The organism is Candidatus Berkiella cookevillensis (genome assembly GCF_001431315.2).
Classification (GTDB): Bacteria; Pseudomonadota; Gammaproteobacteria; order Berkiellales; family Berkiellaceae; genus Berkiella_A; species Berkiella_A cookevillensis.
Genome location: NZ_LKHV02000001.1, coordinates 2,319,956 through 2,344,036, shown reverse-complemented (window position 1 = coordinate 2,344,036; position 24,081 = coordinate 2,319,956). Strand labels below are relative to the sequence as shown.

Below are 24,081 nucleotides of genomic sequence, written 5' to 3'. Positions count from 1 at the left end.
TTTAACTTTATATTTTCATTCTTCTTATAGATGCTAATAAAGCAACTTGGCCATCTGAGCTACCACTATGTAAAGAGCTACTACTAGTGCCTTCTCTGTGATCGGGAGCATCAAGCCAATCATTACTACTCATTTCTGTACTTGTTGTTATATTATCGTAGGGTAAAACTGGGAAACACATCTGATCAATAGTGCTTGCTGAAGTCTTGCAACCTGCTTTAGAGATAACATACTGCCCTTTGAGAGCATTTAGTGTAGTGCTTGGGGTATGAAATGAATCTTGTACTATTGGTCTGCTTGCGCCACGTGCTGTCAGAGAACAATAATAGCCACGATATCCCGTCACAGTTAAATTCTCATAGCCGAATTCTTGCATGGCTTTGTAAAAAATACCGATGAATGAATTGTCGGAAACTGCTCTCAAGATGTCTGCTCGCTCCATCGTTGATGAAACTTTCGCATATGCACTATTGCAAGTATGAAAGACAAAATTAAGTGGGCGATGCTTTAAAGCAGATAGCTTGTGCCACTCAAATAATTCTTGTATTTGCCCCGCATAAGCAGCAGGGTTTAATTGAGTATCAACATCTGAAAAGCCAACACCCGATGGTGTGCCATGTCCTACAATGTTAAAAGTAGGTATAAATTGTTTTTCATTTAAAATGGCTGTTGCGCATGCAGCAAGTGTGCAGGTTTCAATGGGCTGAACCTCTTTAAGAGAATTTTTTATAGGAATAATTGGAAATGGGTATACTTTCTTAGACTTAGTATTTTTTAGCATACCGATGGTCGATTTACTGAATTGATAGATATCTGTTACTTCAGAATCTAATTCTGAAATTTCTTGCTCAAGAAGCATCAGTGGCAATGGTAATAACACAAAATCAGAGAATCTGCCTTTATGAATGCGTTTACGAGTATCAAAATATTGGGTTAAGGTGTTCGCTGAAGTGCAATAGAAGCGATCTATCATAGAGATGGATGGTTCAACAATCTGTGCTTCTGTGTTACCGATCATAATACTCACTGTGTAATTTAGGGTTAAATACTAAGAATTGTATGATGATGGATGGTAGCAAATACTAGATAGTTTGTCTACTAAGGAAGAAATGTGGCTTCTAGGAGCAGCAGGCAACTTTAGCTAGATATTTGAGTGTATTTGCATCAATAGAATCAAGAAGAAGTTTTGTAATGAAAAAATTAGTTAATGTGTCATGCTAGATCAGTTTTGTTCCCAGTAGCCTAAGGGCTGCTGGGAACAAACTACAGTGTAAATTACAGGGCTTATATATGTCTTAATTGCTGTCCGTTTCTGATAGGCTCCAAATCAACATGAAATCTTTTGCCTAAATCCGTTTTTGGCAAACTAAAAACATCTTCTTGACCTTTTCGTTCGATAGAGTATGTAACTTTATTTATCGGAAGCTCTAATTTACCTGGATTGCTTTGAATAGTGTCTGTCACAAAGCTATTTGAGCCATTTGTCATTCCTTGATAAAAACCGCGGTAGCCAATTACAGTAATATTCGTATATCCAAGTGCAATCATTTGTTGATAAAACTTACCAATAACCGATTGATTCAGTAATTTTTTCTGAATGTCATCATCTGTAACACAGTCACTTACATCAATATATGCAGCATTACAAACATGGAAATTGAAAATCAAATGTTTTTTGCCTTTTAAAGTGTCTGCTAAATCGCAGCTCTGAGCAATATAATCAAAGAGCTCGGCCACTACAGCGGGTGTGAGTCTTTTGTCAGATGACATAGGCCCAATTGTTTCTGCATTGCCATGACCTGCAAAATGAAATTCTATAGGTAATTGCTTTTCATTTTGAATAGATGCTTTATAGAAGTCGAGAGTATGACCTGTATGAATTCTCTTTGTTAGCGCATCATCTTCCTTAGAAATAGGCGTGCGTAGAAAAATAGTATTTGAGCAAGCTCCTTTGAAAACACGATTCTTGTGATTGATATATTTCAAAGTCGTCATGCCACGTTCTAGTAAATCTTTCCATTCCAGATCAAGGTTTTTCTTAGGATGATATGTGTCATCTACACCAGGATGTTTTCTTGGTACATCAGGATTTCCTAATAACATTACAAATTGGCTCATTCTATTGGTAGGCGGTTTTTTTGATAATTTTCTCAAGCAAGATAAGTCAGAAAATAATTTAAGGTTGGTTGTTTCTTTGCTTGCCTTTGATTTTGAGTATGAGGGAAGTGTAGATGTAGATCTCGTTGCGGCGCATGAGGCGGTTGTATCTGTATCGGGTGCGCATTCATCAATTGTATATGCATTAGTATTTGTATCAGTCTCTGTTTGTTCTCATTCTTCTAAATGCATATCTTCCCATGATGCTTCTCTTGATTCTGAGCTGATTTTTTCTAAGTTGGTTTGATAGGCGATGGAGCGCGTTACATCAATATCTTCCCAAGAGGATGATGATGGCTGATGGATATCTTCAACTCTTGATGATTTTGTACTTACTTCAGTTTCTATTTCTAATAGATTAGTACTAGAAAGCATGATGTTTAAGTTATTTTCTGGCAAGCTTTCTTTTTCTGATGCGTGAAGAGATGCTGATTCAAGCGCTGTCTTAGCAATAGGAATACGTTTGGTGGTCTTAGAACTTCCCCTTTTTTTCTTGGAGAATTGAAGCATAATGATAATCCTAACACTTAAATAATAATGTTACTTAAGTATACAGAGAATAAATTTTTTTACTTGAATTTGAGCGTTTAATTGCTGCCGACTGTCGATTTGTTTCATAGAATTAGATAAAGAAGCTTGGTTTGGCGATAGATAGCAGGAATGTGCTGAGAGCCATATCTTTGGCTCTCAGCAATGTGATTTATTCACAATATACGGTAATTTCCTTTTTGCCAGGTAGAGCATTTCCATTACATCTGACATTTGATTTTTCTTGTCCCTCTATGTAAAACAAGGAAATCGCTACGTTTTTATCTAATTTTTTATCAAGTAAAAATTGACCCAATTCATCGGTTTTGACTTCAAATTTTTGATAAGGCGATTGATATCTATAGATTTGCCCTTTAATTTTTTTATTGTTTAGATCAGGTTTTTTTATTGATTGTTTGCTATATACAACTTTATAACCCAGTTCTTTCATTTCTGCAGCTTTTAATTCTGCTTCCTTTAATTCAGCCATTTTTAAATCGGCCGCTTTTTGTTCTTCAGCGGTGAGCGGAACAGCATTGGTTGGATCTTGTGATTGTTGTAGCAACATATTATGTTCTAAAAAAATAGTTTGGCTTTCTGGTTTTTGTGTTTCTACTTTTGTTTCTACTCTTGGCTCTCCTGCTTGAATATTAAGAGAGAAAAGTACGAAGCTACAGCTTAAGAATGCAGTTGCTATTTTAACAGGTGCCGACATAATAAACTCCCTTACTATTTTAAAAAAGTAAAAATGACCATTACTTGTCGGATGACAAGCCATTTTACTTTAGGAAACATAGGTTATTTATTGTTTTTTTGTCGGAAGGATAAGCAAAGACGCCAAAATTTTGACGCCTTTGAGAAGCGAGTCTGAAAAAATTACAATAACAAAAGAGGGGCTAGCTGCACACCAAGCTCTGCTGCTTGTTTTGACTGTTCGTAGAGGGTGTAAGCAGTTTCGTATAGGACAGCTGCGACAAAGCCTGCGCCTAAACCAATACCAGCCCCCACGATGGCCTTTAAGACCATTTCAAAAGGTTTAAAAACAAGTGCAGCACCTGTCATAGGACCACTCAGTGTATAAAGCATGCCGCCCATGGCGCCCAAGCCTGCGCCTACTTGTGCCCATATTGTATAGTCGGTGCCACCACTGACGATATTGCATTCATCATATTGTAATGTTCTCATTGCACACTCCTTGTTTACGGTCATTAAAGGATTTTCAAACACTTTGTTCGCAACGCGAACATTTTTCCCTCTACCAATTTTGGGAGAGGGTGTCCCGAAAGGGCGGGTGAGGGTTAAAATTTAAATTATGAACGTTTATCCTGCTCTTCATCGAACTCATAATCATTGGTATTGAGTTGCTCTTGAGAAGGGATTTTATAAGATTCAGTTGCCCATTCGCCAAGATCAATCAGTTTGCAGCGTTCACTACAAAAGGGGCGAAAAGGATTGTTTTTATCAAATTTTACAGATGCTTTACAGTTGGGGCATGGATAGATTTTGCTGTTCATGATAAATGGTACACCGTTAGTTCAAAAGGGATCTCTTGTTTGAAAATGTCGCAGTCTACATTTGTGTCAACGGGCATAAAGCGAAGGTAAACTCTATGTTTGCTGCCACTGATTTCTGGATATACTTTTAAATTTGCATCATAGCTGATTTTTATGAGTGGGCTTGTGCTAGCGTTGCTCAAATTAAGCAAAAATTTTCCTTGGGTTGTTATTTCGCTTTTAGGGTAAGCGCTTTGACGTACTAGATGCAAGAGTAATAAGAGTGTATCTTCAATCGGCGCGAATTCTTCAATCCATTCTGTTAGCATTGTTTGACGTGTTAAGGCGTGATTATGATTTGACCAATAGTGCAATAAGGGCATATCAAAGCAAGGATGATGAAGAGATAAAGCATCTCTCTTTCGAAAATCTTTCACAATCTCATGTTTGAAAAATTGTATTGCGTCTATATTGAATTTTTTTAAACTTTTTGAGGATGATTCAATATTTGTGAGTATGCTGTCGAGTGCTATTTTGTCAACCGACGGGATTTCCATAAGACCTAGTAGATAATTATGGTATTTTTGAATTTCATCTAACAACTCACTTTGATAAGCAGTTCTTTTGAAGAGTTCAGAAATCTCAATCAGTGTTTGTAAGAATAATTCAAAATCAGCAGGATGGTTCAAATTGATCCTGTCTCTGCTAAATTGGAACAAATGCTCTAATCGAAGCATTATTCTATAGCGTTCAGATATGGGAAATTCGTAATTTAAAATAGATGTGTCGTCCACAGTTGATCCTATGAATATATACTTTGGAGAATTGAGGTTATTGAGGTTTTATCAGCTCTTGGGCTTTTTGTAAATATTTTTGATGTAGTAGCTCAACTTCTTGTTTGAGGATTTTTAACTCTTTGTTATTTAATAGAATGTCATCCGCAATGGCCAGTCTTGCTTCTCGCGAAGCTTGAGAGGCAATTATGTTTTTAACGGTTGCTAAACTACTGTGATCGCGTGCCATAGTGCGATTAATTTGATGTTCTTCTAAGCTATCAACCAAGAGTACACGATTGACAAAATTTTTATAGTGCTCAAAATTTTCGACGAGGAGGGGCACTACAATTAAGCAATAAAAGTAGCTTAACTTGCTGATTTGTTCACGGAGCGCTTGCTTGATCTGAGGATGTAGCAAATTTTCTAGCCATTTCTTTGCATCCGCATTATGAAAAATAATCTCTCTTAACTTTCTGCGATCGATAGAAAGCCTGTCATCTAAAATAGAGTTTCCAAACTTTTGCACAATCGCTTCATAACAAGGATGATTAATCGCCACAAGTTCTCGCGCAATCACATCTGTGTCAATGACGGGGACGCCTAATGTGGCAAAATAATCTGAGACGGTGCTTTTGCCACTACCGATACCACCTGTTAAGGCGACCACATAAGTCATGCGGATATTCCTGAAAGAGCAAAATAATAGTTAATTATTTTATCGCCATATAAAAAAACTATCCAGCCTGCACTGGCTAAAAAGGGGCCAAAGGGTATAGGCACATTTTTTTGATGCTTTTTAAGTAGTATTAAAGTAATGCCTACAATAGCACCTATCAGAGAAGAGAATAAGATAATAGGTAGTAGGCCTTTGATACCGACCCAGGCGCCCAACATGGCAAGTAATTTAAAATCACCATATCCCATACCTTCTTTACCTGTGATGAGCTTAAAAACCCAATACAGTGACCACAGTATTATATAGCCAAAACTGGCACCTAAAATAGCTTCTGGTAATGTGCAATAAAAATTTTGTAGATTGACTAGTAAACCTAACCATAAAAAAGGCAGGGTAATGTTATCGGGCAAAATTTGCTGATCATAATCAATCATCGTCAATGCAATGAGTGCCCAGGTAAATAACAAGGCTGGGAGTAATTGAATACTTAAACCAAAATGATAAGCAGTTAAGAGTGATAAAATAGCCGTGAAGCTTTCAATCAAGGGATAACGTATGGAGATAGCAGTGCGACAGTTTCTGCATTTTCCGCCCAATAATAGATAGCTGAGAATAGGAATATTATCAAAGGCTCTCACCGTATGTTTACATTTAGGACAGTGTGAGCGTGGTACAAGTAAGTTAAAGCTTGTTTTCTCAGAAGTGGGGGTTGGGATTGTGATATTGTGATTTTCTGATAAGAAACTTTGACATTGATTGAACCAATCTTTTTGTAAAATAATGGGTAAACGCACAATCACGACGTTCAAAAAACTACCAACCATAAGACCGAGCAGGCAAATAAAGGATAAAAACAAGAGGGGAGATAGCATAAGCATTTCTAGCATGATTTTCTTGTCCAAAAATAAAATAGATTAGATAACCGATCCCATCTTGAATATTGGTAGATACATGGCTATAACAAGACCGCCCACGAGGACACCTAAGATGGCCATAATGAGTGGTTCCAGTAAGCTGCTGAGTCCATCTACAGCCGCATCTACTTCTTCCTCATAAATATTGGCTACTTTGCCTAACATACTATCTAATGAGCCAGACTCTTCACCAATGGCGACCATTTGAATGACCATATTAGGGAAAATATTAGTATTTCGCATAGCTTGCTGTACTTGAGCACCTGTGGACACTTCTTCTTTAATTTGTAAAACAGCCTCTGTGTATAAAATATTGCCCGTTGCACCAGCTACAGAATCTAAAGCTTCTACCAAGGGAACGCCAGCAGCAAAAGTGGTGGAAAGTGTTCGGGCATATCGGGCTACAGCAGCTTTATGAAGAATATTGCCAATGATAGGTAGTTTTAAGATCATCTTATCTAGAATTCTTTGTACTATAACAGAACGCCTTTTGACGACAACAAATACCCAGCCAAAGCACCCCAAAGCAGCCAATATTATCCACCACCAAGCTTGCACAAATTCTGATAAATTAATGACAAATTGAGTGAAAACAGGTAAATCTGCACCAAATCCTTTAAAAAGTTCTTCAAATTGTGGCACAACAAATATCAATAGAATCGCTGTTACGATCAGCGCCACGACCATCACCGCGGTAGGGTAGAATAAAGCTTTTTTGACTTTGCGCTTGATGGATTCTGATTTTTCTTTGTAAGTAGCAACCCTATCGAGCATGGTTTCTAATGCGCCTGAGGCTTCACCTGCAGAGACGAGATTACAAAAGAGTTTGTCGAATTCTTTGGGGTGCTGTTTTAGCGCATCAGAAAAAGAACGTCCTTCTTCTACATCACTTTTTATTTTAAGTACTAAGGCACGCACAGAAGCATTATCCGTGCCTTTGGCGACGATATCAAAAGATTGTACTAAGGGTACACCTGCTGACATCATGGTAGCCATTTGACGGCTAAAATAGGCTATATCCGTTGCGGATATTTTCTTTTTGCCACCAATTAAAATGGGTTTTGCTAATTTTTTAACTTTGACAGGTGTAAGACCCTGTCTTATCAAATCTGCTTTGGCTAAGGGCATGGATAAGGCTATCACCTCACCTGTGACTTTATGTCCTTGCTGGTTTTTGCATTCATATTTGAATGTTCTTAGATTTTTGCTGAGTTCCTTTTTTTTAGCGACTGCGGCCATATTTAATCCTTGGTGACTCTATTGACTTCTTCTATACTAGTGATGCCAAGTTTGACTTTGTTTAGGCCTGCACGTCTTAAGGTATGCACACCTTCTTTAATCATTTGTTCTTGAATATGAATGGCATTTCCACCTTCCATAATAATACGGCCAATGGCACTGGTAACAGGCATTACTTCATATAAACCTACGCGACCCTTGTATCCTTGATTACAGTGATCACAGCCTTTAGGTTCGTAAATAACAATGTTCTCATGGAGTTCATCTTCATTAAAACCAATTTCTAATAAAGCATCATGAGGCACTTCTCGTATCTGTTTGCACTCTTTACAAAGCCTTCGCGCCAATCGCTGTGCAATAATCAATGTGACAGAGGTTGCAAGATTAAAAGCGGGCACACCCATATTGATCATTCGAGTGAGGGTTTCAGGTGCACTGTTGGTGTGCAAGGTAGAGAGCACCATATGGCCTGTTTGAGCCGCTTTGACGGCAATTTCTGCTGTTTCTAAGTCTCTAATTTCACCCACCATGATAATGTCTGGATCTTGGCGTAAAAAAGCTCTTAAAGCACTTGAGAATTGTAAACCTGCTTTGGGATTAATATTGACTTGATTAATACCAGGTAAGTTTATTTCTACCGGATCTTCTGCGGTTGAAATATTGACTTCCGCAGTATTTAGGATATTAAGTGCGGTATATAAGGATACTGTTTTACCACTACCTGTTGGGCCTGTTACCAAAACCATGCCTTGTGGTTTATGTATGGAATTCAAAAAATGTGCCTTTTGGATTTCATCATAGCCAAGGGCATCAATACCCAATTTGGCGCTGGAGGGATCTAAAATTCTCATTACAACCTTCTCGCCAAACAAAGTAGGGCAGGTGCTGACACGAAAATCAATCGCGCGATTTTTGGAAAGTTTCATTTTGAAGCGACCATCTTGAGGAACACGGCGTTCTGAAATATCCAGTCTAGACATTACTTTTAATCGTGCTGCGAGCCTAGGCGCTAAATTAACAGGCGGTGTGGCAAACTCTGATAGAATACCGTCTTGTCTTAAACGAACGCGATACATTTTTTCATAAGGTTCAAAATGAATGTCAGAGGCGCCTTTATTGATAGCATCGACCAATACTTTGTTTACAAATCGCACAATAGGTGCATCATCTACATCTGAGCCGACACCATCATCATCTTTTAAATCACCATCATCAATTGAAGAGATATCTAATGAATCAAGATCAGCATCTTCAAAATTTGAAAGAGTAGAGGATTCTTGTTCTGATAATATTTTTTCAATAATTTCAACTAAAAGAGATTCATCAACCAAAATAGCTTCTGTACTGATGCCGGTATGGAACTTAAATTCATCTAAAGCCTGTAGGTTTGTGGGATCAGACAATGCAACATAGAGTCGATTACCTCTTTTTAAGATAGGCAAAGCATGATGTTGTCGAATGAGCTTTTCACTGACAATATCCTTAGGCAGCATTTCTAAATCCATCGTGCGTAAATCAAATAAAGGATCGCCAAATCCTCGTGAGGCAGCTCTTGCGATCGCACTACTTGCGAGTATCTTATTTTCAACCAAATAGGATACAAAAGGCTGCTTTTTTTTACGGCTATTTTCGATAGCTAATGTTGCGGCATCTTGAGTGATTAATTGCTCTTCAACAAGCTTTCTAGCCAAACCACTTAAACTCAACATTTTGTTATTCGTCATAGGTCATACTGCACTTTGGTTAATCTACTTTGTTAAGCTAAAATTCATCAGCTGTGACTCTATTAATATTAGTCAAGCTTCTGGGATCATGCCGTTAGGGTTTGGTTATATCTTGCATATGCTTTGTACGCCAAGGAAAAATGTTACCAACAAGATAAAAACTAAACAAAGTACCAAAAATAAAAGCAGGTACCCATTGGCTCATTCTATATATTAGAGTCGCACTGAATCCTAAACTAAAGTCTTGATACAACAATTGGGTTAAGACGCCCATCAGACTTTCATTTACACCAATATTAGCTGCTGTGATAGGTACAATCGAGGCAACGGTGATAATACCTGTTAGGAACATGCAGTGTGTGAAAGCGATAGGATGATGCAATGATATAAAGATACTGTAAAATAACAGAGTAATGATTAAATAACTGATGATGAAGCTTATACTACTTATGCTCAAGGTGCCTGGCTCATGCATCATTTTTTTCAGCGCTGTAAATAATGCATCAAAACGTGAGGTGGTTTGTACATGGGAAGATTTTTTTAAAAAATAACCAAACAATAGTAGGCCACCACATAAAATTAAAATGCACAAAATTTGGCGTCCATCAATGATATATAATTTTCCAAATAACCAGCCTAGTAAACAAAAGCATGCCGCAATGAAACAAGTAATAGCAAGATAGGCTGCCATGATCCATAAATAAGTATTCAGCGGCATATTATAATTTTGTTTTAAATAGAGATAGCGAAAAGCAAACCCTGGTCTATAGGGTAACAATTGATTAATAAAATTAGCAATAAAGCTCAGCCCCATCCAATCCTGCCATTTTAATTTGAATTGAAAGGGGAGGCTCAGTATTTTAAAGGCAAAACCACTGATGGCAATCATGGCAAATTGCAAGGGAACTAGAACCAATAACCATTTATATTCTATTTTGGATAAGGCATTTTGAATATCATGCCCATGATTCATAATGATATATATGAATGCAGTCGCGAAAAGCAAATAAACAGCGAGCCTCAAAGAAAAATGCAGGGCTTTCTTATTCATGAACTTGTTGTGCGCTTTGTTTGGATAATTTAGGAGGCGGTGTCTGATTTTGTGTATGTCGCTGATACATTAAGGTGGTAATTTGCTCTGACACTAAGCCAATCAAGAAAATAATCACAGAAGCAGATAAAAATACGGCGCTCATATTGGTAAAGCGGCCTTGCGAAAAATAAGTATAAAAATAATTGAGGGTACCCGCTAAGAAGTGAAGTACGGCAAAAGGGAGAAATACTTTAAAAGGTGAATACAGTGTGGTCATCTTATAGATAATCAGCAAAAACTTAAAACCATCCGAAAACAATCGCAGGTGACTGGTGCCAATACGCTTTTTTACGGTTATTTTTTGATAGCCAACAGAGTATCCACTTCTAAAAAAAGCCATTGTGATAGTGGATGGATAAGAGAAACCATTGGGTAATAAATGTAAGAATTCTAAAAATTTATCTTTCTTAACCAATCTAAATCCAGAGGTTAAATCTAAAATAGGTTGGCCTACGATATTAGAAGCAATAAAATTGTAAAATCGATTACCTAGCCAACGTGGCATACTGGCTTGAGAGGCTTTATCTCTATAGCCTACAACCATGTCAAAGCCTTGCTCAAATTTATTAATTATATTCTGAATATCATCTACTTGATGCTGACCATCCGCATCCATTAACATTAAATATTCTCGCGTTGCATGTCTTGCTCCTGTTTTGACAGAAGCACCATTTCCAATACTATAAGGATGAGATACAACGGTTGCACCACATTGAATGGCAACCTCTTTGGTTTTATCCGTTGAGCCGTCATCAACGACAATGATTTCTAAACCTGGATAGCGTTTTAATAATTCTGGCAGAAAGCTTGATAAGCCATGTTCTTCATTCTTAGCAGGTAAGACTAAGCTAATGTCGGTATTAATGTTGAGTTTTGTCATTTGTTCTTTCCATTCACATTAGTATCCACAGTATAGTTTGTTGTTAAGCTATTTATCAGTGGTGCGAAGCACCCTATGCCCCCTTTGGAATCAAAGGGGGTCGCCGTCTGCGGCGGGGGGATTTATCAATCTTCTACTGTTCCAAACTGTTTTATCTGTTCTATGATATCATTTAATTTTTCAAGCACACTATTCATCTGATATTTAACTTCATGATTATTGAATCTTAAAACATGTATTTTAGCTTCTCTTAAATATGCATCGCGAAACTTATCTTGTTCGTAATGCTCTTTTTCAAAGTGCTGTGAACCATCAATTTCGAGGGCTAGTCTTATAGAAGGTGCATAAAAATCAACAATAAATGGGCCAAGATGTTTTTGGCGATAAAATTGGATATTGTTTATTTTTTTTCTGCGAATGTAATGCCAGATTAACAGTTCATGCTCCGTCATATTAGTGCGCAAATGTCGTGCATTATTTTTCATTATCGATTTGTCGCAACTCATATAACTTTCTTTGTGTATATCGTTTAATCTAAAATGATAAATCCCCCCGCCGCAGACGGCGACCCCCTTTGATTCCAAAGGGGGCATAGGGTGCTTCGCACCACTGATAAATAGCTTAGCAACAAACTATGTATTTGTGTAGATACTAATATTTTTTGAAGCAGAAAATCAGAACTACTGTTAATGCTTCAAGATAAGAATCTAATATTCAACTACAAGGCCATGCTCACTTACTCTTCTTCCTGCAATTCATACAAATGCTTTAATTGATTGAGTTGGGTACGTGGTGCATAGGGCAGCATTTTATTCTTATCCAGTATATCAATGGTTTTTTTAGCTTCTATTTGTTCACCCGCTTGTAATTCAAGTGTTGCTTTTGTAATCAGAGGTTGCATGCGTTTTGGGTAAGTTTCAAATGAACGCATCAGCAATATTTTAGCATCTTGTTTATTGTTATTTAAGAGCAAAAGTCCTGCTTCTAAATTATATAACACCGCTTTATAGCGAGGCCTGTGTTTTAAATACGAATTTTTATAAGCGCTTTGAATGATCTTGTGTATTTTATCTTTATCTATACTTTTACATTGTTGTTGATAAAAATTATTAACCAATTGATCTAACACCAAAATAGCATAGGGCGTGATTGGGTATTGGCTTATTTTCTCTTTTGCTTGTTGATAGAGTGCTTCAGGAACCTCTTCTGCATAGCAGTGCATTAACAGCATGTGTAATAGAATACCCAGATTATGGGGTTCTATTTTTTGTGCCTGCAATAGCTCGGCATAGGCAATGCTATAGGCGCCTTTTTCCATGAGCCAGTTGGCAAATTCAATATGGGTGCGTGCTGAATTTGGCTTATCAACTAAGGCGTTTTGTAGAAACTTTTCTGTTGAAGACCAGCTATTACTGCGCATCCAGGTCATCAGCATCAGAACAGCAATAAGGCTCACCCCTAACAGACTAAAAATATATCGATATTTAGAAGTGCTCACGTGTGTTAGATGAAGAATAAGATACACTGGCACTAAGATTAAGCCAAAGCTTGCCAAATAATTGCGGTGTTCAAAGACAAGTTCTAAGGGTAAAAGTGTTGACTCCAGTAAATGAGAAACAAAAAACCAGGCAAAGCCAAAGGCAATCAGCGCTGCTCTTTTTCGGCAGAGATAGATGCATAAAAGAAAAGAAGAGAGCAATATTAGATTTAAAATTACCTCGAGATTGATGCTGCCTGCGATTGCAAAATCGTCGTGATATAAACTCATCTGTGATAAATTCGGCAGATAAATAAGCTTGATGTAAAAACTCAGCACATTGATTTGTGTTAATAGACGCTCCCATAATGAAAAAGGCTTTTCTGCAAAGATGGCCATATAATGATCAAGGTTGTACCAATAGGCGGATAGTGCGAAGAAAATAATGCTGAGTATGAAAATTTTAGCGTATTGATAAAAACGCTTGCTGCTTTCTTGTGAAGACTGTTTAAAATTTATAATAAAATATTCAATAATAAAGAGATAAAAAGGAATCAGCACCGCTGTTTCTTTTGCAAGAAGAGCCAAGACTGCAGAAAAGCCACTGAGTATAAAGAAGAATACATAAGATTTTTGGCTTCGTTGGCGTAAGCGTGCATAAATATACAAACAACAAGCTAAGAGTGTATACAGTTGGCATAAAATAGTCATGCGTTGCACAACATAGAGTACTGTGCTGACTTGTAAGGGATGTATTAACCAAATAAAAGCAGTGAGAAAGCAAAGCATTGCTTTATGTTTAAGCTTTGGTCTATAGGCTACTTGCAGAAGATACACAAACCAAGCAAGCGTCATGCCGGTTAAGAAATGTAACAATAGGTTAATCAATTTATAGCTAAAAGGCTCAGCGCCAAACCATAGATGGTTTAAAGCAAAACTCAAAATAGATAAGGGGCGCCCAAAAGGTCCGGTTTCATTTTGACTGCTGATTTCGATAAGAATCGACCATGAAAATGTTTGTAGCTGTGCGGGCTGTATGGACTGCATATCATCCAGCAAATAAGGGCCCATCAAACCAAACCAGTAGAGAGAAACTAAAGTTAGAAGGCTCATGCTAGAACCCAGTAGAATCCAGAGAGAGAGAGGAAGGTGGCGTTGTATTTTAGAAAGCATTGAATAAGACTACCTTAAAAAAGACTCAAAAAAAAAGGGGCAATTTTGCCCCTTTTTTAAGTAGATAATTACCTGCAGGAAGCGGGTGCAAATTGGGTGGCGCCTGTAGCAGAGCAATCCCAAGAAACAGCACCATTTGCAAAGGAAGGTGTTAAAGTGATAGCAAAGGCTGCACCAGTTCCTAAAGCTGTTTGGTTGCCGGTAATGGTAATCACCCCATTTGCGCCAACACCTAAGCTACTTACTAAAGCTGTTGATATGGTGGTAACACCTGCCGTGGCATTTGAGGTTGGGAAAGAGCCTTGAGCAATTCTGAATTCGGACACAGCCGTTTTAGCATTAGCAGCAACGTTGATGAGTTCAGAGGTTCTTGCCCGTACCATATAGTCGTTATAAGCCGGTATGGCAATGGCAGCAAGGATACCGATGATAGCAACGACGATCATCAATTCAATTAAGGTAAAACCAGAAGCAGCTTTTTGAGTGTTCATAACAATTCTCCAGAAGATTAAGTATTAAGGTCTAAAACCTTTACTGCAGTATTCATGCCAATTCATGATTTAAGCAAATAGATTAATCGAATCAAAGAGATATATATCATTTAGTAAGTTAATCATCATTTTAAATAAAGAAAAGCTTACCTAGAATGGTCGGGTGGTGACCAAATTTGTCAGACTGTGCTTATCTATACTTAAGGTATGTGATCTTGAATTTGTTTGTTAATATACTAAAAATATTTGCAGCTCATTGATTTACTTGTGAGAATCGATCTGAATCCGTATACTTTGCACTACGCCGAAGTAGCTCAGTCGGTAGAGCAACTGATTCGTAATCAGTAGGTCCGCGGTTCGATTCCGCGCTCCGGCATATCCTTCGCATCACATCTTGACTGACATATTAAGTTAGTTAAAAAGCACCATGCATCTGGGAAGATGCTTGTGGAAGGCGATGGCAGTAGATTCAAAACTAAAAAACAAAGTGCTGCTCATCAGCACATATGCATCACCCCTGAATGTTCATTTTCACTTGATACTAAATAGGCAAAAGTTACAATGCCACCTACACCAAGGCTGAGAATAGCCACTTCGCTTAAAACATAGCATAAGTACGCACTTGTGATGCCGGTTAAAATTGCCATCCCTGTATTAAGACAGATTCCGCTTCCTGCGCTCACATGATTTGTTTCTTCAATATTAAGTAATCGCAACAGAATATTCTCCACAGTAAGTTATAAGACAGGTTCTTTTGAACGCTGAGATAGTAATGAAAGGAAGGGTAAGAAAGCAAGTAAAAATACTAAAATAGGAAAAACAAAAGATAAAATTTTTGCTTCTTGACGTACTTTGTTTTCTGTTGTGTTCGACAATTTGACAAAGGAGTCCACCAAAACCTCAATGAGTTGCTCTAGGTGATCGGCTTGTTGAGATAAGGTACCAAATAATCCGGTTGTATCGTTTAAACCCATTTTGAGTGTTTTTTGAGAAAAATCTCGAAAATGTGAATAATAGGCTTTCTTGGCTTCAATGTAGCTACTGAGTGGCGCAAGCGCGTAGTTTGTGTGGATATTTATTTCATCAAATGCTTTAAAGAGTGCTTCAAACTCCGCTAATTTATCTTCTGACGGATAGAGCATGAAATCTTTCTCTATTCTACGAAGATTCAGTAAATGATTGAGCTGTGATTCCTGATGATTTTGCGATAAAAAATGTTCAATTTGATGGGCAGCTTGCCTTAATTTTCCATAATCACCATGATTGGGGTTGATCCCAAGGCTCGTTTGTAGTTTTACCAGCTGAGCAAAGCTTTCTACATATTTTTTGAGTGCATTTTCTATTTCAGGTAATAATTTTGCACTTTCTACCGTGCGTACTTTGAGTGCGTTGATGTTTTGGATTTCTTGGCTAATATCATTTGCATAATAGGCATGATCATCCACTTGTGTAGCGTCAAAATCCGTAAAAAAATCCTTTTCACTGCGACGCATCATTAAAAAATTTGAATACACATTATGGGTAATGCTCATAGCTTTTTTTAATTGAGATGCTTTTGATTCTGCATATTCCATGTAATAAAAGCAGCCTATGACCAAAGTACATAGTGCTATAATAATGAGCGTGGTTGTTTTCGCAAAAGTCATTTTTTTAACTACAATTCTTTATATTTATGTACTTAGTTTGATAGACAAAATTTATTGGGTCAAGACTATGAAAAAATTTTCCATAATTAGCTTTGGCATCGTGATTTTTGCATGTGTGACATTATTCTTATTATTGCCAATTTTAGGCGGTAAACACCCAATCTATTCCGGTAAAGCATTGAGTAAAGAAGCACAAAGCTTAGTTGATGCAGCTTTTAAAGACTTACCAGAAGAGTGGCTTGATTATCATGTGCATGTTGTGGGTATGGGAACTGAAGATTTGTTTGTCAACCCAAAGATGCAATCTTTATGGAACCCTTATCAATACTATCGTTATTTGGTTTATTTGCGTGCCTCTGGTATTACAGATATTTCTAAGGCAAATGAGCAATATATAGCGCGATTAAAAGCATTACGTGCCCAATTTCCCAAACCAGGAAAAATGCATCTGTTAGCTTTTGATAAATTTTATGAACGAAATGGTGATGCGAATATTGATGAAACAGAATTTTATGTGTCTAATGACTATGTTTATAAGCTCGCGCAAAGAGATCCTTCCTTGTTTGTTCCCGTTATATCGGTGCATCCCTATCGAAAAGATGCACTTGAGGCTATCAAAGCGTGGCATCAGAAAGGTGTGCGTTTTATCAAATGGTTGCCTAATGCTATGGGAATGGATCCCATGGATGAAAACTTAGAGGCTTTTTATCGCTTGGTAAAAGATTTAGATATGGTGATTTTGACGCATGTGGGCGAAGAAATTGCTGTAGATGCAGAAGCGCATCAAGCATATGGTAATCCCTTACGTTGGCGCAACGCATTGTCTATCGGTACTAAAGTGATTTTTGCACATGCGGGTAGCTTGGGTACTTGTGAAGATTTTGAGTCTCGTGATAGTAGCGGGGTATCACCAGAGGTAGATTGTTTTGATTTAACGGTGCGCCTGTTAAAAGAGGACAAATATCGCAATAATTTATTTGCAGATATTTCTTCTATTACATCCTTCAATCGTAAAGAAAAAGTAATTGAGACACTTGTGTCAGGTGAGGATTTGCAAACCCGTTTAGTTAATGGTAGCGATTATCCTATTCCCGCTATTAATGCAATGGTTTCTACCTATCAACTGGTGAGTCGAGGTTTTATTAGTCAAGAGCAAGCAAAGTACCTAAAAGAAATCTACTATTATAATCCTTTAATTTTTGATTTTGTTCTAAAGCGTACTTTAAGCTCTCCACAAAGTGCCAAAAACTTTGATGTAAAAATATTCTTAAATCATGAAGCCCTCTAGCTTCCTGGTATCTAGGACAGCCACAATAAGTTGATGCACCCAAAATTTTTACGCTAAACTCCCATCCATTAAAAGAAATATTATTTAGCTTATGACCTTAGCTCGCTCAGAACAAATTGACTTAAATGCAACGCCGTATTATCACGTCATGAATCGATGTGTGCGTCGTAGTTTTCTTTGTGGTTATGATGAGCTAACACAGAAAGATTATTCTCATCGTAAAGCATGGATTATTAATAGGTTGAAATATTTAGCCGATATCTTTGCAATAAAAATCTGTGCTTATGCCATCATGAGTAATCATTATCATGTTGTTTTGTATGTAGAAGAAAAACAAGCCGAAGCTTGGTCAGAAAAAGAAATTATCCATCGTTGGGCATCTATCTTTCCCAAAGATGCCCCAAAAAATAAACATTTAAAGCAAAAGATTCAACTGTGGAAAGAGCGCTTAACGAGCATCAGCTGGTTTATGCGTTGTTTAAACGAAAAAATTGCACGAGATGTAAATGAAGAGGATGATATCGCAGGACGATTTTGGGAAGGGCGTTTTAAATCCCAAGCTTTATTGGATGAAGGCGCACTTCTAAGCGCAATGGTTTATGTGGATTTAAACCCTGTCAGAGCTGGGATTGTTCAAAAGCCAGAAGATTCAGAATTTACTTCCATTTATGAACGCATTCAGCATATTTCTAAGCAATTAAAGGTTAATAAGCCAAAATCCATTAAACAGCTCAAGCGCGAAAAAGCAGGTATATATAATAGCCTCGCACAACCTAAATCCTTAGTGCCTTTTGCGAACATTTCAAAGCATGATTCACATGCCATTGATTTTCAATTATCAGATTATTTAGAACTTGTGGACTATACAGGCCGAGTGATTCGAGAAGATAAAGAGGCAGGTTCTATTCCAGAGCATCTGGCACCCATATTAAGCAGATTACAATTTGAGCCTAAAAATTGGATATCTTTAGTGAAAAACTTAGGAAAAAGTTTTGCTCATGCAGTAGGGAGTGAAATTTTACTGCTTAATTTTGCCAAAGAGGGGAGGAAGGGGTTGAAAGGTATTGGTCAGGCCAAGAAAACATATACTCATGTAGATGTTGCTTAATTTATCCGCATTATTAATATAGTCTTCGCACATGAGTCTTCGGGGGTGTTGTCTTCGCCATCTCGCAATCCTCATGTACTTTTATGTACACTTCGGTTGCTCGAGGCTTGACGCCTACCCGACATTGTGCCCCTTGCGGGTAAAAGTCACGTGCTGTGACTATAACTTCATAATTTTCTACGACTTTACATTCTTTTAAAAAATACATTTCTCTTAATTTATTATTTGCATCATTATTTTTTGTGGCTATATGTAGCAAGATTTATGGTATTTGTTTTTATTGGCTGTCCTGGATTAGGAACATAATAATTATGGATGTCCTGTATGAGTAAGATTTGTTCGTTTGACTAACCATTGCATAAATGATAATGATTATCATTTAGTGTTAGGTCTTTGGATATAGGAATTATGAGTTTAGATACAAAACATTTTGAGCATTCGTTGGTCATTGAGTCTCGCGCTTTATTGGCTAAAATTAAGCTAACAACTTGCCCTATTTGGCGTTTTCATTACTTGGGTGCTATTTCAGGTTATTGTGAATTAGTGATAAAGCTAAAGTCTCATATAAGCGAGTCAGTTTATCAACAATTAATAGATGTGGAAGATCAGGCCTTAGCAGAGATAAGTCATGGTGCCACCTATGCGCAGCATTAGATCTTATTGAAGAAGCGTGTAAAATAGGGGAAAGTTTTTCATCTGCAAAGGATTTTTTGTGAATATAAAAAAAGCAATAGGAATAGCTTGCTCCACATTATTACTCCCTTATGCTGCGCATGCTCATTGTGAATCAAATTGGTTACTTGGTCTTTCAGGTGGCTATCTTTATCAAGATGCTAAGCTGCATAGTAGCCTTGATTATACGCAAAATGCTTTACCGCCTGGCATATTTAGAACTTATTTTGATAACAATCTTAATAGTAACAGTGCCATTGGTGGTATCTTTGGTGGATACCAAATTAACTACCAAGCTTGGATTTTTGGTTTAGAATTGGGTGTGGATGCGCATCACTTAGATTTTCTACAATCCTTTGCCATTGCAGACAGATTTGGTGTAAGAGGCTGGGGTGGCATGGCTGAATATGAAAAGGGTACTTCTGTTGCCTTGAGTACTCGGCTTGCTTATCAAGTGACGCCTTATGTAATGCCTTTTATTCGTTTAGGTATAGACACCAGCAAAGACGAACTCCGAGTGAGTTATCATGGCGCGCCTGAATATCCTGGTCAATATACAACGACTGATGGAAAACGCATATACCGATTATTAGCAGGTTTTGGCTTAGAATCTGTGGTTCCTTATTTATGCTTCTTAACAGCAAGGCTTGAATATAACTTTTTATCGAGTGGAAAAAAATTACAGTCACAGGGCTTAATCATTGATAACCTGACAAATCCCTTTTTTATCAATGATACTGCGCCGAAATTTCATGCTTGGAAATTTTCTCTAGTGTGGAATTTTGGATAATAATGAGTAGTGTGGATGTAACACAAAATGAACTACAATCCTCTGTGTCTTTGTTTCAGAAGGCTTATCAATCTTTAAAAACCAAGTTGCTGAAGACGCCTGAAAGCGCGTATTCGCCACTGGCTGAGCGACTGAGCTTGCTTGATCAGTTATGTGATTTTGAATTAGGCCGTTCTCTCATTGAGCATAGAAGTTTATCGCGTTATTGGCGCCACTATATTTCTATCTGTCCACCCGTGTTGGAAAAGTTACAATCACAGCTGGAATGGGAAATTTTGACGCAATTCCCTATTGTTTTGGCCACGCAGCAGCGACATAGAATCTTCGTTGAACAGTTACAACAATCCATTGAGAATCAAGCTTGTCTTTTAAGCATTCCATCGGGTCTAATGGAAGAAGTTGCTTATTTGGATTATAAACATATCGATCATATTGCCCTACATGCTATGGACAATGATGAAAAAGCTTTCTCCCTTGCCAAAGGGATCTGTGAATCTCGTGGTATAGCGCGTTGGCTAAACTTTCAAAAAATAGATGCCTTTAAGTTTGCAAAAGAAGAAAGCTATGATGCCATCTCAAGTAATGGTTTAACACTCTATGAGCCGGATGATGAAAAAGTATTAGAATTTTATCAACGTTGTTTTACTACACTCAAAACGAAGGGTAAGTTTATCACTTGTTTTTTAACACCGCCTGCATCTCATGATATAGAATGTGAATGGGATTTTTCTAAAATTTGCCCCGCGATGTTACGAAAACAAAAAGTATTATTTAGTGAAATATTAGGCGTAAAATGGCAATCCTTTCGCAAAACCATTCAGATCAGACAGATGCTTTCACAGGTTGGATTTCAAGATATTGAATTTTATTATGATGAAGCAAAGATGTTTCCAACTGTGGTGGGGATTAAGAGGTAGTGGGTAAGGTTGGATGGGGGATTGAGGAGAGTGAACTTAAATTCCCAGTATACCCCCCCCCCTTGCGCACTTATCAGTGCGCATCCCCCTTCAAAAAGTGGGATTTTTTATTCACTTCGTTCATTAGAGTCTAAGAATACAGCTCTTCCACAAAGATTTTCTGTTGTTTAATCTGTGTATCACCAGTAACATCACGCCATTTTACGCTGGCAATTTCTCGTGCATGATGGCTGGTTTGATATCTGAAGTGCGGATTCGGATCATCGACGACTTTAGTAATTAACTCTGCTACTTCTTCTGGGGGCTGTCCTTCTATGAGGCGTTTGGTTAGATAGCGCTGTAGATTATTCGCTAATTTATCATAGTCTTTAACAACACTCTTTTCTGTAAGTACAGAATGATTTGCCCAGTTGGTATACACGGTGCCAGGTTCAATAACGCTGACTTTGATGTTCCAATGAGATACTTCGCTCGCTAATGCTTCAGAAATAGCTTCCATTGCAAATTTGCTGGCCGCATAAGTACCAAGGCCAGGGATAGCTCGCATACCTGAGGTGCTGCTGACGTTAATAATATGACCTTGCTTATTTTCGCGCATGCTAGGTAGGACTGCTTGCGTTAGCATAATAGGTCCATAAACATTTACTTCAAATTGATGTTGAATTTCTTCTTTACTCACGGCTTCTTGAGCGCCGATTAAGCCATAACCTGCATTGTTGATGAGCACATCTATGTTAGGCTGTTCTGCTAAAATACTGTCTACGGCCTGCTGAATATCAAATTCATCTGTAACATCTAATTTTAAAACATGTACATTGGGATAGGCTTTAAAGGTAGTATTATTTATCGATTGATCAGTTGCCCATACTTGCCAACCTTTTTGTGCGAAGGCTTGAGCGGTTGCTTTACCAATGCCATCGAATGCGCCAGTAATAAGGACAGTTTTTGCTGGCTGACTTGGATTTGTTCTTGCTGTTAGATGAGAAAAGGGCAGACTACACAATAAAGTCGATACAAAAATGAGTTTTACAAATTTCATGCGAACATCCCATGTAAGTTAGAAAATATGCTACATCCACAAGGCTGAAAATTTACCTAAAGCGATACCGGCTTATGCATGAATTCTCCCCTGCCTATGGGATTTAAGAGGGAAGTGTACCTGAAGCCTATATCAAAGCGCCACTCGAGTTTATACGACAGAGGGGCTTTATGGATACTTTTTATGATGATTTCTCTGCAAGGATGGCTTCAACCATTTCGAGCGTTGCCGCTAAAGTTTGTTTGCGATCGGTATTTGTTGTAGTTGACAAGCTATCATCTTTTATCATTTTCTGAATGTGCTCCAGTTGCTCAATAGTCATTTCGCTATAGCGTAACCGTGACATTTCTTGGGGTGAGCCTTGTATACAATCCGTGCTTAATCGATCGGTGATCAGTTTACCATTAATATGATCAATTTCATGCTGTAGTACGCGTGCGGTGAAGCCTTCTGCTGTTTCAGAGATAAAGTTACCATCTGTTAGGAAAGCGGTATAGTGAATCTTATCATAGCGAGGCACTTTACCAGTAAGTTTTTCAACTGAGAAGCAACCTTCCCAGTCATATACGCGTTTAGCATCTGTTGTAGGAACATATTGCGGATTGATGAGAACGGTTGTAGGAACGACTTTAGCATTTTTTCGGATAAATGCGGCCTTTTGTGAAATGCCATAAACAATAATTTTCTTAGCAACACCCACTTGAGGGGCTGCTAAGCCTACGCCATTTAGCTGTAGGAAGGTATTCTTTAGGTTGTCAATAAAAGTGATATCTTGTTCTGTGAGTGGGAAAATAACCGCTTGAGCTTCTGATCGTAATACTTCAGGATGTGGTCCATGCTCTATTGTTACAACATCTAATGGCATAACATAACTAACTTAAAAATGGATAATAATTGGCTAGTATAGCATAGAGAAAGTAGAATTCGGGCTTAACAAAATTAAGGTTTCAGACTCAATTTAAGAAAACTATGGCAATTACTCTTTTTTACCATCCTATCTTTTTAGAACACGAAATGGGATTGGGGCATCCTGAACGGCCTCAACGACTAGAACTCATTATTAGTTCTTTGCATCAATTGCAATGGCATGACGAACTCTTATGGCAAACACCCCACATCATTTTGAAAGAAGATTTGTTGCGCGTGCATCATGAAGAATACATAAATAGCGTATTTGCCGCTTCTCCTAAAGAAGGGTATTACTATTTTGATGGGGATACTGCAATGAATCCTCTCACATTGGAAGCCGCATGTTTTGCCGCTGGTAGCGTTAAAGATGCAGTGAAGGCAGTGATGGATAAGCAAACAAAACGAGCAGTGTGTTTGATAAGACCACCAGGTCATCACGCAGAGCCTGATAGAGCCATGGGATTTTGCTTTTTTAATAATGTTGCTGTAGGTGCTGCATTTGCCTTAGATGTCTATAAGTTAGATCGCATTGCCATTATTGATTTTGATGTCCATCATGGTAATGGTACAGAGAAAATGTTTCGAGATGATCCACGCGTATTTTATTGGTCGTCTTTTCAACATCCTTTTTATCCGGGTGTTGAGCTGGATAAGCAACCTTCTCATTTTCATTTTCATCCACTTGCCGCGGGTAGTGGTAGTGAAGCATTTCATGATTTAGTAGATAACCATCTTGTGGATGCCTTAGAAGCCTTTGCGCCTCAGCTTATTTTTATTTCTGCTGGTTTTGATGCGCATCGCAAAGATCCGCTTGCAGAATTATTTTTCTTACAAAAAGATTATTTTTACGTTACAGATAAAATTGTAAAAATTGCAGAAAGGGTATGTGAAGGTAAAGTGATTTCGACGCTTGAAGGTGGTTATCATCTAAAAGCTTTGTCGCATTGCTTTTCTGCGCATTTAAAAGCAATGCGTTAGCGAACAATGTTTAGATTGAGCAAATCACAGCCTTTGGTATATGTGCTAAAGGCTGAGTTGATTGTGCGCATTTTCCTGTTTTTCTTCTTTTTATAATGAAGCACGATACCTAC

26 protein-coding genes and 1 tRNA gene are annotated in these 24,081 nt (G+C 37.8%); 7 read left to right on the top strand and 20 right to left on the bottom strand.

Annotated elements, in window-relative coordinates; all coding sequences use genetic code 11:
* Positions 1-7: 7 nt before the first annotated feature.
* The 16 genes from CC99x_RS09770 to CC99x_RS09695 form a co-directional block, all read right to left on the bottom strand.
* Positions 8-1,018, bottom strand: a complete 1,011-nt coding sequence (locus tag CC99x_RS09770; protein ID WP_057624905.1) for a hypothetical protein — start codon at positions 1,016-1,018, stop codon at positions 8-10.
* 266 nt (positions 1,019-1,284) lie between these two features.
* A complete protein-coding gene (locus CC99x_RS09765; protein WP_141651912.1) occupies positions 1,285-2,118 on the bottom strand; it encodes a hypothetical protein in 834 nt (277 codons plus the stop codon).
* A gap of 213 nt (positions 2,119-2,331) precedes the next feature.
* Complete coding sequence (locus CC99x_RS09760; RefSeq protein ID WP_057624901.1) at positions 2,332-2,667, bottom strand: hypothetical protein; 336 nt, start codon at positions 2,665-2,667, stop codon at positions 2,332-2,334.
* A gap of 190 nt (positions 2,668-2,857) precedes the next feature.
* On the bottom strand, positions 2,858-3,400 hold the full coding sequence (locus tag CC99x_RS09755; protein ID WP_057624900.1) for a hypothetical protein: 543 nt from the start codon (positions 3,398-3,400) through the stop codon (positions 2,858-2,860).
* Between the two features lie 161 nt (positions 3,401-3,561).
* Complete coding sequence (locus CC99x_RS09750; protein WP_057624899.1) at positions 3,562-3,870, bottom strand: hypothetical protein; 309 nt, start codon at positions 3,868-3,870, stop codon at positions 3,562-3,564.
* Between the two features lie 125 nt (positions 3,871-3,995).
* Entirely contained in the window at positions 3,996-4,199 is a 204-nt protein-coding gene (yacG, locus tag CC99x_RS09745; RefSeq protein ID WP_057624898.1) for a DNA gyrase inhibitor YacG, read from the bottom strand.
* The gene (gene zapD / locus CC99x_RS09740) at positions 4,196-4,972 is read right to left on the bottom strand and encodes a cell division protein ZapD (RefSeq protein ID WP_057624896.1); all 777 of its coding nucleotides are present in this window, start codon (positions 4,970-4,972) and stop codon (positions 4,196-4,198) included. The genes yacG and zapD overlap by 4 nt, the downstream gene beginning before the upstream one ends.
* 37 nt (positions 4,973-5,009) lie before the next feature.
* On the bottom strand, positions 5,010-5,630 hold the full coding sequence (coaE, locus tag CC99x_RS09735) for a dephospho-CoA kinase (RefSeq protein ID WP_057624894.1): 621 nt from the start codon (positions 5,628-5,630) through the stop codon (positions 5,010-5,012).
* Positions 5,627-6,517 carry a prepilin peptidase gene (locus tag CC99x_RS09730; RefSeq protein ID WP_057624893.1) on the bottom strand — a complete coding sequence of 297 codons (891 nt, stop codon included), beginning with the start codon at positions 6,515-6,517 and terminating at the stop codon, positions 5,627-5,629. Before CC99x_RS09730 ends, coaE begins: the two co-directional genes overlap by 4 nt.
* Positions 6,518-6,544: 27 nt before the next feature.
* The gene (locus CC99x_RS09725) at positions 6,545-7,783 is read right to left on the bottom strand and encodes a type II secretion system F family protein (protein WP_057624891.1); all 1,239 of its coding nucleotides are present in this window, start codon (positions 7,781-7,783) and stop codon (positions 6,545-6,547) included.
* Positions 7,784-7,785: 2 nt separating this feature from the next.
* Positions 7,786-9,507 (bottom strand): type IV-A pilus assembly ATPase PilB, encoded by a 1,722-nt coding sequence (gene pilB / locus CC99x_RS09720; RefSeq protein ID WP_057624890.1) that lies wholly within the window; start codon positions 9,505-9,507, stop codon positions 7,786-7,788.
* Between the two features lie 94 nt (positions 9,508-9,601).
* Positions 9,602-10,558, bottom strand: a complete 957-nt coding sequence (locus CC99x_RS09715; protein ID WP_057624888.1) for a lysylphosphatidylglycerol synthase transmembrane domain-containing protein — start codon at positions 10,556-10,558, stop codon at positions 9,602-9,604.
* Positions 10,551-11,480: a glycosyltransferase family 2 protein gene (locus tag CC99x_RS09710; RefSeq protein ID WP_057624886.1), complete on the bottom strand. Its 930-nt coding sequence runs from the start codon at positions 11,478-11,480 to the stop codon at positions 10,551-10,553. Before CC99x_RS09710 ends, CC99x_RS09715 begins: the two co-directional genes overlap by 8 nt.
* A gap of 125 nt (positions 11,481-11,605) precedes the next feature.
* Positions 11,606-11,965, bottom strand: coding sequence for an endonuclease domain-containing protein (locus CC99x_RS09705; protein WP_057624884.1), 360 nt, complete (start codon positions 11,963-11,965; stop codon positions 11,606-11,608).
* Positions 11,966-12,216: 251 nt separating this feature from the next.
* The gene (locus tag CC99x_RS09700; protein WP_141651911.1) at positions 12,217-14,070 is read right to left on the bottom strand and encodes a hypothetical protein; all 1,854 of its coding nucleotides are present in this window, start codon (positions 14,068-14,070) and stop codon (positions 12,217-12,219) included.
* A gap of 128 nt (positions 14,071-14,198) precedes the next feature.
* Entirely contained in the window at positions 14,199-14,621 is a 423-nt protein-coding gene (locus CC99x_RS09695) for a pilin (protein ID WP_057624882.1), read from the bottom strand.
* Between the two features lie 303 nt (positions 14,622-14,924).
* On the opposite strand from CC99x_RS09695, the gene CC99x_RS09690 reads away from it, so the two are divergent.
* Positions 14,925-14,997: transfer RNA gene (locus CC99x_RS09690), tRNA-Thr, on the top strand.
* A gap of 121 nt (positions 14,998-15,118) precedes the next feature.
* Here CC99x_RS09690 and CC99x_RS09685 read toward each other — a convergent pair.
* Positions 15,119-15,337 carry a hypothetical protein gene (locus tag CC99x_RS09685; RefSeq protein ID WP_057624880.1) on the bottom strand — a complete coding sequence of 73 codons (219 nt, stop codon included), beginning with the start codon at positions 15,335-15,337 and terminating at the stop codon, positions 15,119-15,121.
* A gap of 21 nt (positions 15,338-15,358) precedes the next feature.
* Positions 15,359-16,195, bottom strand: a complete 837-nt coding sequence (locus tag CC99x_RS09680; RefSeq protein WP_057624879.1) for a hypothetical protein — start codon at positions 16,193-16,195, stop codon at positions 15,359-15,361.
* A 139-nt stretch (positions 16,196-16,334) separates the two neighbouring features.
* Between CC99x_RS09680 and CC99x_RS09675 the strand changes: the two genes are divergently transcribed.
* The 5 genes from CC99x_RS09675 (at position 16,335) to CC99x_RS09655 (ending at position 21,042) form a co-directional block, all read left to right on the top strand.
* Entirely contained in the window at positions 16,335-17,555 is a 1,221-nt protein-coding gene (locus tag CC99x_RS09675) for an amidohydrolase family protein (protein ID WP_141651910.1), read from the top strand.
* Between the two features lie 91 nt (positions 17,556-17,646).
* On the top strand, positions 17,647-18,663 hold the full coding sequence (locus CC99x_RS09670) for a hypothetical protein (RefSeq protein WP_057624876.1): 1,017 nt from the start codon (positions 17,647-17,649) through the stop codon (positions 18,661-18,663).
* A 408-nt stretch (positions 18,664-19,071) separates the two neighbouring features.
* Positions 19,072-19,317, top strand: a complete 246-nt coding sequence (locus tag CC99x_RS09665; RefSeq protein ID WP_057624874.1) for a hypothetical protein — start codon at positions 19,072-19,074, stop codon at positions 19,315-19,317.
* A gap of 58 nt (positions 19,318-19,375) precedes the next feature.
* Positions 19,376-20,125 (top strand): outer membrane beta-barrel protein, encoded by a 750-nt coding sequence (locus CC99x_RS09660; RefSeq protein WP_057624872.1) that lies wholly within the window; start codon positions 19,376-19,378, stop codon positions 20,123-20,125.
* A 2-nt stretch (positions 20,126-20,127) separates the two neighbouring features.
* Positions 20,128-21,042: a class I SAM-dependent methyltransferase gene (locus CC99x_RS09655; RefSeq protein ID WP_057624871.1), complete on the top strand. Its 915-nt coding sequence runs from the start codon at positions 20,128-20,130 to the stop codon at positions 21,040-21,042.
* 130 nt (positions 21,043-21,172) lie between these two features.
* Here the strand turns inward: CC99x_RS09655 and CC99x_RS09650 are convergent, their stop codons facing one another.
* Both CC99x_RS09650 and def read right to left on the bottom strand, forming a co-directional pair.
* On the bottom strand, positions 21,173-22,081 hold the full coding sequence (locus CC99x_RS09650; protein ID WP_057624870.1) for an SDR family oxidoreductase: 909 nt from the start codon (positions 22,079-22,081) through the stop codon (positions 21,173-21,175).
* 181 nt (positions 22,082-22,262) lie between these two features.
* Complete coding sequence (gene def, locus CC99x_RS09645; protein WP_057624868.1) at positions 22,263-22,946, bottom strand: peptide deformylase; 684 nt, start codon at positions 22,944-22,946, stop codon at positions 22,263-22,265.
* A 104-nt stretch (positions 22,947-23,050) separates the two neighbouring features.
* Between def and CC99x_RS09640 the strand changes: the two genes are divergently transcribed.
* Positions 23,051-23,968 (top strand): histone deacetylase family protein, encoded by a 918-nt coding sequence (locus CC99x_RS09640; protein WP_057624866.1) that lies wholly within the window; start codon positions 23,051-23,053, stop codon positions 23,966-23,968.
* Positions 23,969-24,081 lie beyond the last annotated feature (113 nt).